This window comes from Salinarimonas sp., assembly GCF_046292825.1.
In the GTDB taxonomy this organism is placed as follows: Bacteria; Pseudomonadota; Alphaproteobacteria; order Rhizobiales; family Beijerinckiaceae; genus Salinarimonas.
In genome coordinates, this window is record NZ_JBKBQG010000003.1 from 38591 (window position 1) to 50905 (window position 12315).

Genomic DNA, 12315 nt, shown 5'->3' on the forward strand with positions numbered 1-12315 from the left:
CCGGATCGCCCCCGCCCGCCTCCTCCCCGCCAGAAAGGCCCCTCCCATGCCCTACCGCATCACCCGCGCTGCCTATGCCGACATGTTCGGGCCGACCGTCGGCGATCTCGTGCGGCTCGCGGACACGGATCTCGTCATCCGCGTGGAGCGCGATTTCACCACCTACGGCGAGGAGGTGAAGTTCGGCGGCGGGAAGGTGATCCGCGACGGGATGGGGCAGAGCCAGGTCACCAATGCGCAGGGCGCGGTCGACACGGTGATCACCAACGTCGTCATCGTCGATCATTGGGGGATCGTGAAGGCGGATGTGGGCTTGAAGAACGGCCGCATCGCCTCGATCGGCAAGGCGGGCAACCCGGACATCCAGCCGGGCGTCGACATCGTGATCGGGCCGGGCACCGAGGCGATCGCGGGGGAGGGGCGGATCCTCACGGCGGGCGGCTTCGACAGCCACATCCACTTCATCTGCCCCCAGCAGGTGGACGACGCGCTGATGTCGGGCGTCACCACCATGCTCGGAGGCGGCACCGGCCCCGCCGACGGCACCAACGCCACCACCTGCACGCCCGGCCCCTTCCACATGGCGCGCATGCTGGAAGCCGCCGACGGCCTGCCGATGAACCTCGCCTTCTCCGGCAAGGGCAACGCGGCGCTGCCGCACGCCCTCGTCGAGATGATCGAGGCCGGCGCCTGCGCGATGAAGCTCCACGAGGATTGGGGGACGACGCCGCAGGCGATCGACACCTGCCTCTCGGTGGCGGACGAGCACGACATCCAGGTGATGATCCACACCGACACGTTGAACGAATCGGGCTTCGTCGAGAACACGATCGCCGCCTTCAAGGGCCGCACCATCCACGCCTTCCACACGGAGGGCGCCGGCGGCGGGCACGCGCCCGACATCATCAAGGTGGCGGGGCTTTCGAACGTGCTCCCGTCCTCCACCAACCCGACGCGGCCCTTCACGGTGAACACGATCGACGAGCATCTCGACATGCTCATGGTCTGCCACCACCTCGACCCCTCGATCCCCGAGGACCTCGCCTTCGCCGAGAGCCGCATCCGCAAGGAGACGATCGCGGCCGAGGACATCCTCCACGACATCGGCGCGCTCTCGATGATGGCCTCCGACAGCCAGGCCATGGGCCGCGTCGGCGAGGTGATCACCCGCACCTGGCAGACCGCGCACAAGATGAAGACCCAACGCGGCGCGCTGCCGGAGGACAAGGGCTCGGGCGCCGACAATTTCCGCATCAAGCGCTACGTCGCCAAATACACGATCAACCCCGCCATCGCCCACGGCCTCTCGCGCCATATCGGCTCGGTGGAAGTCGGCAAGATGGCCGATCTCGTCTTGTGGGATCCCGCCTTCTTCGGCGTGAAGCCGCACCTCGTCATCAAGGGCGGCGCCATCGTCGCGGCCGCGATGGGCGACCCGAACGCGTCGATCCCGACGCCCCAGCCCGTCCATTACCGCCCGATGTTCGCCGCGTTCGGGCGCGCGCTGGCTGCGACCTCCGTCACCTTCGTCTCGAAGGCCGCCATGGCGCGCGACGTGCGCGGCCGCCTCGGCCTCGCCAAGGAGTGCCTGGCCGTCGAGAACGTGCGCTCGGGCATCTCCAAGGCCGACATGATCCACAATTCCGCCTGCCCGAAGATCGAGGTCGACCCGGAGACCTACGCCGTCACCGCCGACGGCGAGCTCCTGGTCTGCGAGCCCGCGACGAGCCTGCCGCTGGCGCAGCGGTATTTTCTGTTTTGAGGCCTTGCGCGTCGCGACTTGCGAATCGATTTCAGATAAGCTGAACGCGAAATCGATCGGGAGGAGTCCGCGATGTCCGGAGCCGTCGTCCGCATTCTCGAGCACCTGCGCACGGACGGAGGGTTGCAGGGGCGCGACATCGCCAATATCGCCGCGGTCTCCCCGGCAACGGTCTCGCGCTGGTCGAGCGGCAAGGCTACGCCCGATATCGAGGCGCAGAAGACGATCGCGGAGCTGCGCTACGTCGTCGATCGGCTCGCCGAGTTCTACAGCCCGGACGAGACCCGGCTCTGGCTGCATGCGGCGCACCCGATGCTGAAGGGCGAGCGCGCGATCGATCTGATCCGGTCAGGTCGCACGTCGGAGGTTCTTGCCGTGATCGACGCTCTCGACGAGGGCACCTTCACGTGATCGCAGGCAAGGCGCCGGCCCGCGACCTCGGGCTGCTCGATGCGCTCGATGCGCGTGCGCGCAAGCCTTTCGAAGGGAGCGTTTGGCGTGTCTGCAGAACCGGCCGCGACCCGATCACCGGCTTCGCTTCGCTGACCCGCTGGTGCGACGGCACGTTCGACGTGTTGTACACGGCCTGCGAAAAGGATGGAGCGATTGCGGAGATTTACTTTCACCTGTCGCGTCAACCGGTCTTCCCATCGCGCGTCTCCTATGGTGCGCACCGGCTGACGGTCAGGACGGAGACGACTCTCGATCTGTCGCAGCTCGACGAACTCGCCGAACTCGGCGTCGACGTTCCTCGCTATCGTGAGCTCGATTACGACAAGACGCGAGCGATTGCAGAGGCCGCCCACTTCCTTGGCTTCGACTCGCTCCTCGTGCCGAGTGCGCGATTCGCTTGCAGCAATCTCGTTCTGTTTACCGACCGCTTGACCCCGGAGGCCGTCGACATCGCGGAATCCGATGCAGGTCCGATCGACTTTGCGGCATGGCGCCGTGAGCGACGCGGCTGACCCCCTTGCCACTCGACCCCCACCCCGGCCATCCTCCCCGCCACTGACACCGGAGCACACCCCCTCATGAGCGGCACATTCGGCGAGCGGGCGATGGCGATGCTGGCGGGGCTCGCGGCGCATACGGACGAGCCGGGGCGGCTCACGCGGCTGTTTCTGTCGCCGGCCCATGCGCGCGCGGCGCAGGCGGTCGCGGGACTGATGCGGGAGGCTGGGCTCGCGGCGCATGTCGACGCGATCGGCACCGTGGTCGGGCGGCGCGAGGGACCTTTGGGCGCGCGCACGCTCCTCGTCGGCTCGCATGTCGACAGCGTCGTCGATGCGGGGTGGTACGACGGGCCACTCGGCATCGTCTGCGGCATCCTCGCGGCGGACGCTCTGCGCGACGAGCCGCTGCCCTTTGCGCTCGAGGTGCTCGCCTTCGGCGACGAGGAGAACGTGCGCTTTCCGACCTCGCTCGCCTCCGCCGCGGCGCTCGCGGGGCGTTTTCGCCCGGAATGGCTGGAAGGGCGTGACGCCGAGGGCGTGCGCCTCGCCGACGCGCTGACCGCCTTCGGCGGCGACCCCGCGGGCATCGCCGGGCTCGCGCGCGATCCCGGAAGCCTCCTCGGCTATCTCGAGGTGCATATCGAGCAGGGGCCCGTGCTCGAGGCCAGAGGCCTTCCGCTCGGCATCGTCACCGCCATCAACGGCCAGACGCGCGCGCGGGTGAGCTTGCGCGGGGAGGCGGGGCATGCCGGCACGGTGCCGATGGACCTGCGGCGCGATGCGCTCGCGGGCGCGGCGGAGGCGGTCCTCCTCGTCGAGCGGGCGGGAGCGGCGGCGCGCGACGCCGTCGCGACGGTCGGGCGGATCGAGGCGCGGCCGGGGGCCGTCAACGTGATCCCCGGCGAGGCCGCCTTCACCCTCGACATCCGCGCGCCGGACGATCGCGTGCGCGAGGCGCTCGTCGCGGAGATCCGCGCGGGCATCGCCGCGATCGCCGCGCGGCGGGGCCTCGCGCACGCGATCGAGACGACCTCCGAACAGGCGGCCACCGCGATGGACGGCGCGCTCGCCGAGGCGCTCGAGGCGGGCGCCGCCGCGAACGGCGTCGAGACGATGCGGCTGCCCTCGGGCGCCGGACACGACGCGATGATGATGGCCAAGCTCTGCCCCGCCGCCATGCTGTTCGTGCGCTGCGCGGGCGGGATCAGCCACAATCCGGCGGAATCGATCACGGAAGCGGATGCCGACGCCGCCGTGCGCGCGCTCGTCGCGGCCATCCGGCACCTCGCCGCGCGGGCGGGCTGACGCATCCTCCAAGCGCGGCGGGAACCACCCCGGGCGCGCATCCGTTGAGCCGAAGCGTCGGCGCGGCCCGCCCGCGCCCCTCTCCACCGGACCGTCGCGGGAGATGCCGGCCTCATGCCCCTGTCCGATCACGCGCGTGCCGTCCCGCTCGCCCTCGCCCTCGCTTTCTGCATCGGCGCAGTCCAGCCGGCTCGATCGCAGGCCGAGCCGCCGCCCGTCGGCGAGACGCCGATCGCCCGCGAGGACGCCGCCGAGGCCGTGCCGAGCCCCGTGCTCGATTGGCAGACGCTCACGGAGATCGACGCGCAGACCTATCTCGGGCGCCTCGCCCAGCTCTCGGCCTATGCCACGCAGGCCTCCGAGCTCGCTTTGGCGCGCGCGCCGCGCGAGCGCATGCTCGCCGTCGTCGAAATCATCCGCGATACGCAGGAGGTGGCGCTCGCGATCGCCGCTCGGGCGCTCCCGGAGGATCCCCGCCTGACGGGCGAGATCCACCCGGCCGAGGCGGCCGAGCTCGAGCGGCTCGCCGCGATCGACGAGGGCCCCGCCTTCGAGGAGGCCACCATCACCGCCATGATCGAGGCCCATCGCGAGGCGGTCGGGCTGACGAGCCTCTATCGCCGCTTCGGCGGGGACCAGCCGGTGCGCGAGTTCGCGCGCCAGGTGCATCCCATCCTGGAGAGCGCCCTCTACCGCGCCGTCGCGCTGCGCCAGGAGCTCGTGGTCGAGCGCGTCACCCACGAGCGCGACGCGGCGCGCGCGGCGGCGCAATAGGAGGGCAACCGCACCTTTCTACGTGGGTTCAAAAATCCTCGGAGGTGTCATCCCGGACGCCGAAGGCGATCCGGGACCCAGACGCTCCACGCGTCAGTCGCAGCCTGTAGGCTGCGTTTCTCCGACGAAAGACGCTCCACGGGTGCGGAACGAGCGCGGCATGCGCGCTCGAAGGATCGTGGAGCGTATGGGTCCCGGGTCCGCTTCGCGGCCCGGGATGACAACCCTCGAAAGAGCCGCGAGCTTCGAGGGTTGAAGGCCGTGTGCCGTTCCGTACGGTGATGTCTGCGCCGAATGCCCTGAGGTTCGCTCACACGCTCTCCGACAGAGCCCCCAGGATCGCATCCTCGCGATAGGGTTTGGCGACGAAACGGGCTTTGCGCAGGCTCTCGGGCACGTCGCCGGGGATCGAGCCCGAGACGAAGGCGAAGGGAACGCCGCGCGCGGCGAGATCGCTGGCGACCTCGAAGCTCTTGCCGTCGAGGAGATCGACGTCGAGAAGCGCGAAATCGAGGCCCGCGAAATCGCGCTCGGCGCGCAGCCGCGCCCGCGCCGCGGCCACCGACGGGCAGACGTCGACCACCTCGTGACCTTCGCCCTCCACGATGGATTGCAGGTCCAGCGCGATCAGGGGGTCGTCTTCCAGGATCAGGACACGTACGCTCACGGCACTACTCGCTGGTTCTGCGCCGCCACTTTCGAGGCGGAGCGCGGGTTTCGGGGTCGCTCGATCGTCGTATCCGTCCAACCGAGGGCAGCGATCCGTGTTCCGGATCGCTCGAATTTTCATCGAAACGTCGGCAACGTGGTCAACGAAGCGTAAACGTCCGGTCGCTCAAGCCGCGCGGACGGACCCGGCGCCGAGCGATCCGGGCGCGCGCGGCAGGACGAGACGCGCCACGAGACCGCCTTGCGCGGGCGCCTCGAGTTCGAGCCGGCCGCCGTGGAGTTCCGCGATCCGACGCGCGGTCGGGATGCCGAGGCCGAGCCCGACGGAGCGGCGCACGAGCGGCGTCTCGCCCTGCCAGAACGGCTCGGTGCAGCGGGCGAGCGCCTGCGCGTCGAGGCCCGGTCCGGTATCCGCGACCTCGATCGCGAGCGCCTCGGCGCCGGTCCCGGCGACCGCGCGAAGCGTCACCCGCCCGCCGACGCGCGTATGGGCGAGCGCGTTTGCGACGAGCTCGTCGAGGGCTCGGGCGACGAGCACGAGATCGACCTCGACCTCGGTCGATCCCCGAGGCGCGGGCTGCGCCGAGAGAGCGACGCCCGCCTCGCGCGCCGCCTGGGCGCGTCGGCGCACCGCGTCCTCGACGAGGCTCTCGGCGGTCGTCGGCTCGGGGGAGAGAGGGTCCGTGCCGGCGGAGAGGCGCGCGAAGGCGAAGACGCGCTTGAGCGTGCCGTCGAGCCCCCGCGCGGCCTCGATCAGCGTCTGCGCATAGGCGCGTGTCTCGGCCCCGCCAGTGACGTCGAGGGTCGCCGCGATGAGCTCGGCATAGCCGACGATGGCGTTGAGCGGCGTGCGCGTCTCGTGCTGGAGGAGCGCGAGCAGGCTCTCCTTGAGCCGGTCGGCGCGCTCGGACGCCTCCCGCGCCTCGTGGACCTGCGCCTCGGAGCGGGCCGCGCGGAGCACGTAGCGCAGCTGGTAGCCGAGAAGCCGCCAATTGACGGGCTTGGCGACGAAGGAGGTGGCGCCGACCTCGTAGGCGCGGTCGATCGCGAACATGTCGTCGCGGCTCGTCACCACCACGATCGGCAGGCGCGCGAAACGCGGATCGGCCCGCATCGCCTCGATCAGCGAGTAGCCCGTCATCCGCGGCATTTCGAGGTCGCTGAGCACGAGGTCGAACGGCGCCTCGCGCCGCAGGATCGCGAGCGCCTCCTCGCCGTCGCCGGCCGTGACGATCTCGCCGCCGGGATGGGCGAGCTGGCCCGCGGCGAGCTCGCGCATCAGCGGATCGTCGTCGACGACGAGCAGGCGCGTCGGCTGCTCTAACACGTAGACGAGACCATCCTGGTTCCGACCGATCAGCACTACGCTCTCCAATTGTAGGATGCGACTTTAGGGGAAAATCCTGAAATGTGCCTTAAGCCAGCTGGTTAAGCAGATGATTACCGTGCGGTGAGAGCCTGTCGGAGACGTGCGGATCGCATCCCGGCCGGGTGCCGCACGCGCACAGGAGCGGGGCGACTTGCAACCGAAGGCTTCGATCTCCGCCAAGCTGGGGCGGCTCGTGCTCGTCTGCGTGGGCGTCGCGCTCGCGATCGGCTCGACGGCGAGCCTGGTCCTCGAGGCCGAGCGCTACGGCAACGAGAAGCGCGACCGCCTGGTCGCGGTCGCGGAGGCCTTCGCCGCGGCGAGCGCGAAGGGCGTGGCGGCGCGCGACGGCGCGGCGATCTTCGAGGCGACCCGCGCCATCCGTGCGATGGGAGAGGTCACCTCGATCGTGGTCCAGGACGCCGCCGGCGCGGTGCTCGAGGAGACGGGCGACGGCATTCGCCTCGACAACGTCCTCGAATTGCGCCCCGACCACCCGGTCGCCGTGCGCGACATCGTGCGTGCGCGGATGGTCGAGGTGATCGTTCCGGTGGTCGAGAGCGGGGCGATCGTCGGGCGGCTCACCCTCGTCGCGCATACGGGCGATCTCCTGCCGCGCCTCCTCCAGATCCTCGCGACGGGCCTCTTGCTCGCTGCCGCCGTCGCCGCGCTCGGCCTCGCGGTGGCGCACTATCTGCAGCGCGCGATCACGCGCCCGCTCCTGTCGCTCGCCGCCACGATGGACCGGGTGCGCGCGGCCCACGATTACAGCGAGGCCTGCGCGGTCGAGAGCGACGACGAGGTCGGGCGCCTCGCCACCGGATTCAACGCCATGATGAGCGAGATCCGCCGCCGCGACGCGCGTCTCGCCGAGCACCGCGAGCGCCTCGAGAGCGAGGTCGAGGACCGCACGCGCGATCTCGCCGCGGCCAAGCGCGCCGCCGAGGCGGCGAACGCGGCGAAATCCGACTTCCTCGCCACGATGAGCCACGAGATCCGCACGCCGATGAACGGCATGATGGTGATGGCCGAGCTCCTCGCCGCGGGCGACCTGCCCGAGCGCCAGCGCCGCTACGCCGAGGTGATCGCACGCTCGGGCCAATCCCTTATCGCCATCATCGACGACATCCTCGATCTCGCCAAGGTCGAGGCCGGCAAGCTCGAGCTCGAGCGCATCCGCGTCGACGCGGCCGAGATCGTCGAGACGGTGGTGACTTTGTTCGGGGAGCGGGCCCGCGCCAAGGGGCTCGATCTCGCCGCGATCGTCGAGGGGACGCCGCCCGCCTTCCTCGGCGATCCGGTGCGCCTGACGCAGGTCGTCTCGAACCTCGTCAACAACGCCTTGAAGTTCACCGAGCGCGGCCACGTCCTCGTGCGCGTCGCGATGCAGGGCGACCGGCTGCGCATCGCGGTCGTCGACACGGGCATCGGCATCTCGCCCGAGAAGCAGGCTGCGATCTTCTCCGCCTTCTCCCAGGAAGACGCCGCGACGACGCGCCGCTTCGGCGGCACCGGCCTCGGGCTCTCGATCGCCAAGCGCCTCGTCGAGGCGATGGAGGGCACGATCGGGCTCGCGAGCGTGCCGGGGGAGGGGACGACCTTCACCGTCGAGGTGCCGCTGCCGCTGCTCGAGCGCCGGCCCGCTTCCCCGCTTCTGCCCCCGGAGCGCGCGGGCGAGCGGGTCCATCTCGCGATCGCGGGGGCGGCGACCCGTGCCGCGCTGGAGAGCGGCCTGCGAGAGGCCGGCTTCGCGCCGGTGGCGCTTTCCCCCGAGGCGCTCGCGCACGCGCGGCTCGACGGGCATCTCGTCGTCGAGGCCGAGGCGCTCGGCACGACGCGACCGCCGGGCGCGCGCCGCGTCCTCGCGATCGCGCCGATCGGCGACGCGGCGGGCGAGCGGGCGCTCGCGCAGGGGCTCGCGGACGCGCTCCTGCGCCGGCCGTTGCCGCCGAGCGAATGGCGCGAGGCGCTCGCGCGGCTCGTCGACGGCGCGCCCTTCGCCCGCGCGAGCGCTGGCGGCGAGGAGACGGGGCTCGCATCCTATGCGGGCGCGCGCGTCCTCGTCGCCGACGACAGCGCCGTCAACCGCGAGGTCGCCTGCGCGGCGCTCGCGCGCTTCGGCATCCTGGCGCAGACGGTCGAGACCGGGCGCGCGGCGCTCGAGGCGGTGCTGGCCGAGCGCTTCGACCTCGTCCTCATGGACGGCTCGATGCCCGACATGGACGGTTACGAGGCCACCCGCGCCATCCGCGACCACGAGGCGCGCCGCGGCGGCCCGCGCACGACGATCGTCGCTCTCACGGCCCACGTCGTCGGCCCCGCCGCCGAGGCATGGCGCGCGTGCGGCATGGACGGGAGTCTGACCAAGCCCTTCACGCTGCCGAAGCTCGGCGAGGTGCTCGCGCGTGTCCTCGGGGGGCGCGGCATCGACGCGCCCGCGCCCGCGCCCGGTCTCGCAGGCGAGGCCGACGCGATCCCGCTCCTCGACGAGGACACGCTCGCGCAGATCGCCGACATGGCCGCGCTCTCCGGCTCCGGCCTCCTCGCCCGCATCGTCGGCCTCTTCCTGCGCCACGCCCCCGATTCGCTCGCGCGGATCGAGGCCGCGATCGGCGAGGCCGAGCCGGAGGCCATCGCCTCCGCCGCCCACGCGCTCAAATCCATGAGCCTCAACATCGGCGCCGCCCGCCTCGCGGCGAGCCTCGCCAGGATCGAGGCGGCGGCGCGCGAAGGGGGAACCGTGCCGGACGACACGATTCTGCGCGCCCTCGACGCCTGCCTCGCAGACACGCTGACCGCTCTGCGCGCGCGGTTTCCGGACGGGGAGGAGGCGGTGGCGGAGGCGAAGGCGGGGTGAGGGGTGGAACCCCCCGAAATAAACCCCACCCGCCCCCTTCCCCCCGCCCCCGCGTCCCATTACATTCCACTCGCGGGGCTGTGGGGTGCGTCAGGAGGACTTTTCCCCGGGGCCTTATCGATCTCGCAGGGAGCTGTCCCTGACCCGGTCCGTGGACCGGGACATACGGCGCCCACCTACGTTGTAGGTATCCCGGGATCGACTCTCCAACGGCTTTCGCGGCTCCGCACTCCGACCCTCGTCCATGGACCGATCCCCTCTCGACAAAGCCGCCACGACCGACAAGGCGCTCCTGCGACGCGAAGGCATCGCAAGGCGCGAGGCGCTCGCGGCGGATGCGCGCGCGGCGGCGTCCGCCAGGATCGTCGAGCGGCTCCTCGCGATGCCGGAGGTGGCTGCGGCGCGGGTCGTGGCGGGCTATTGGCCGATGCGCGCCGAGGTCGATCCGCGTGCCGCCTTCGCGCCGCTCGTCGCGCGCGGGATCGCGCTCGCGCTGCCCTTCGTCGCCGACCCCACCCTCGTCTTCCGCGCCTATGCTCCCGGCGACGCGCTCGTGCGCGGGCCGTTCGGCGTCGAGGCGCCGGGGGAGGGCGCGCCGGCCGTGCGGCCCGATCTCCTTCTCGTCCCCCTCGCCCGCTTCGACCGTGCCTGCCACCGGATCGGGTATGGCAAGGGCCATTACGACCGGGCGCTGGCGGCCTTGTCCGAGAAGGGCCCCGTCGTCGCGATCGGGCTCGCTTTCGCCGTTCAGGAAGCGCAAACTGTTCCCGCGGAGGATCACGATCGCGCGCTCGACGCCGTGATTACGGAAGACGAGGTCCTGCGCGCATCCGGATCGGGGGGCCGGACGCGATGAGGTTGTTGTTTCTCGGCGACGTCGTCGGAAAGCCCGGGCGCGCGGCCATCGCCGAGCGCCTGCCGGGCCTGCGCGCGCGCTGGCGGCTCGATTGCGTGGTCGTCAACGGCGAGAACGCGGCGGGCGGCTTCGGCATCACGGAGGCGATCTGCGACGAGCTCCTCGGCGCGGGCGCGGACGCGATCACGCTCGGCAACCATTCCTTCGACCAGCGCGAGGCGCTCGTCTTCATCGAGCGGCAGCACCGCCTGGTGCGCCCGATGAACTATCCCCCCGGCACGCCCGGCCGCGGCACCGCGCTCGTCGAGACGGAAAGCGGCGCGCGCGTGCTCGTCGTCTCGGTGATGGGGCGGCTGTTCATGGACCCGCTCGACGATCCCTTCGCCGCCGTCGAGCGCGCGCTCGGAGATTGCCCCCTCGGCGCCGCGGCGGACGCGATCATGGTCGACGTCCACGCCGAGGCGACGAGCGAGAAGCAGGCGATGGGCGTGTTCTGCGACGGGCGCGCGAGCCTCGTCGTCGGCACCCACACCCATGTCCCCACCGCCGATGCGCGCATCATGCCCGGCGGCACCGCCTACATGTCGGATGCCGGCATGTGCGGCGATTACGACGGCGTGCTCGGCATGGCCAAGGAGGAGCCGCTGCGGCGCTTCCTCCAGAAGACGCCCGGCACGCGGCTCGAGGTCGCGACCGGCCCGGGCACGATCTGCGGCGTCGCGGTCGAGACCGATCCGAAGACCGGGCTCGCCCGGCGGGTGGCACCCGTCCGGCTCGGCCCCCATCTGTCCGAGACATGGCCCGCTTTTTGGGAATGAGCAACGTGGACATCGAGGCCAAGCCCCCGCGCGAGGAGCCCGTCACGGCGGTCGATCCGACCGAGCCGACGATGTCCGACGCCGCGAGCGCCGAGGACGGACGATCGGCTGACCTCGACGCGAGCGAGGGCGCGGAGGCCGAGAAGAAGGCCGCGCGGACGGCCCGCCTGCGCGCGGCGCTCGAGCGCCTCGCCGAGCGACGCGCCATCCGCAAGGCCGCCCGCGCCGCCGCCGCCGCGGCAGCCGCCGAGAGCCCGGCCGCGCGGCGCGCGCGCGCGATCCACGAGGCGATGGCGCACAAGCGCATCACGATGGTGCTGCGCGCCGTCGTCGAAACCGCCGCCAGCGACCGGATCACGATCCGCGAGATCGTCGAGGCCTTCGGCGAGCGCGCCTTCGGCTTCGTCATCATCCTGTTCTCGCTGCCGAACTGCATCCCGGCCCCGCCCGGCATGAATTCCGTGTTCGGCCTGCCGGTGCTGCTCTTCGCGGTGCAGATGGCGCTCGGCTTCAAGAAGCCGTGGCTGCCGCGCTTCCTGATGGACCGCAGCTTCAAGGTCGAGACCTTCCGCAAGATCATCGACGTCGCCGAGCCCAAGCTCAAGCGCGTCGAGAATCTCTGCCGACCGCGCTATCCGGGGCTGTTCAACAAGCGCGGCGAGCGGCTCATCGGCATCTTCGCGATCCTGCTCGCCTTCAGCGTCGTGCTGCCGCTGCCGGGGACGAATTTCGTGCCCTCGATCGCCCTCGTCGTGATCGCCATCGCGATCATGCAGGAGGACGGCCTCGTGCTCGGGCTCGGCGGCCTGATCGGGCTCGCGGGCCTCGCCTACACCACGACGCTCGGCTGGGCGATCGTGAGCTTCCTCCTCTATGCGCTGCAGCGGGCGGTCGGCTACTGACGGGCGCCGCCGGTTAACGGCAATTAATCATTGCCGAATGCGCCAAAAAGCCG

11 protein-coding genes and 1 other RNA gene are annotated in these 12315 nt (G+C 71.3%); 10 read left to right on the forward strand and 2 right to left on the reverse strand.

Going from position 1 to position 12315, the window contains the following annotated elements; genetic code table 11:
* Positions 1-46 precede the first annotated feature (46 nt).
* The 5 genes from ureC to ACK4UM_RS02750 all read left to right on the forward strand — a co-directional run bounded on the left by ureC (position 47) and on the right by ACK4UM_RS02750 (position 4794).
* Positions 47-1762, forward strand: coding sequence for an urease subunit alpha (ureC, locus tag ACK4UM_RS02730; protein ID WP_409795277.1), 1716 nt, complete (start codon positions 47-49; stop codon positions 1760-1762).
* 72 nt (positions 1763-1834) lie between these two features.
* Positions 1835-2173 carry an antitoxin Xre/MbcA/ParS toxin-binding domain-containing protein gene (locus tag ACK4UM_RS02735; RefSeq protein ID WP_409795280.1) on the forward strand — a complete coding sequence of 113 codons (339 nt, stop codon included), beginning with the start codon at positions 1835-1837 and terminating at the stop codon, positions 2171-2173.
* The gene (locus ACK4UM_RS02740; RefSeq protein WP_409795282.1) at positions 2170-2727 is read left to right on the forward strand and encodes an RES family NAD+ phosphorylase; all 558 of its coding nucleotides are present in this window, start codon (positions 2170-2172) and stop codon (positions 2725-2727) included. Before ACK4UM_RS02735 ends, ACK4UM_RS02740 begins: the two co-directional genes overlap by 4 nt.
* 66 nt (positions 2728-2793) lie before the next feature.
* The gene (locus ACK4UM_RS02745) at positions 2794-4020 is read left to right on the forward strand and encodes an allantoate amidohydrolase (RefSeq protein ID WP_409795284.1); all 1227 of its coding nucleotides are present in this window, start codon (positions 2794-2796) and stop codon (positions 4018-4020) included.
* A gap of 114 nt (positions 4021-4134) precedes the next feature.
* Positions 4135-4794, forward strand: coding sequence for a DUF4142 domain-containing protein (locus ACK4UM_RS02750; protein WP_409795287.1), 660 nt, complete (start codon positions 4135-4137; stop codon positions 4792-4794).
* Between the two features lie 310 nt (positions 4795-5104).
* Here ACK4UM_RS02750 and ACK4UM_RS02755 read toward each other — a convergent pair whose 3' ends face one another.
* Both ACK4UM_RS02755 and ACK4UM_RS02760 read right to left on the reverse strand, forming a co-directional pair.
* Complete coding sequence (locus ACK4UM_RS02755; RefSeq protein WP_409795290.1) at positions 5105-5461, reverse strand: response regulator; 357 nt, start codon at positions 5459-5461, stop codon at positions 5105-5107.
* Between the two features lie 168 nt (positions 5462-5629).
* Positions 5630-6826: a response regulator gene (locus tag ACK4UM_RS02760; RefSeq protein WP_409795293.1), complete on the reverse strand. Its 1197-nt coding sequence runs from the start codon at positions 6824-6826 to the stop codon at positions 5630-5632.
* A 157-nt stretch (positions 6827-6983) separates the two neighbouring features.
* Here ACK4UM_RS02760 and ACK4UM_RS02765 point away from each other — a divergent pair, with 157 nt between their 5' ends.
* The 5 genes from ACK4UM_RS02765 (at position 6984) to ACK4UM_RS02785 (ending at position 12262) form a co-directional block, all read left to right on the forward strand.
* Complete coding sequence (locus ACK4UM_RS02765; RefSeq protein ID WP_409795296.1) at positions 6984-9686, forward strand: ATP-binding protein; 2703 nt, start codon at positions 6984-6986, stop codon at positions 9684-9686.
* Between the two features lie 72 nt (positions 9687-9758).
* Positions 9759-9915, forward strand: a non-coding RNA gene (ssrS, locus tag ACK4UM_RS02770) — 6S RNA.
* 15 nt (positions 9916-9930) lie between these two features.
* Positions 9931-10542, forward strand: a complete 612-nt coding sequence (locus ACK4UM_RS02775; RefSeq protein WP_409795299.1) for a 5-formyltetrahydrofolate cyclo-ligase — start codon at positions 9931-9933, stop codon at positions 10540-10542.
* Entirely contained in the window at positions 10539-11360 is an 822-nt protein-coding gene (locus tag ACK4UM_RS02780; protein ID WP_409795302.1) for a TIGR00282 family metallophosphoesterase, read from the forward strand. Before ACK4UM_RS02775 ends, ACK4UM_RS02780 begins: the two co-directional genes overlap by 4 nt.
* Entirely contained in the window at positions 11357-12262 is a 906-nt protein-coding gene (locus tag ACK4UM_RS02785) for an exopolysaccharide biosynthesis protein (protein WP_409795305.1), read from the forward strand. The genes ACK4UM_RS02780 and ACK4UM_RS02785 overlap by 4 nt, the downstream gene beginning before the upstream one ends.
* Positions 12263-12315 lie beyond the last annotated feature (53 nt).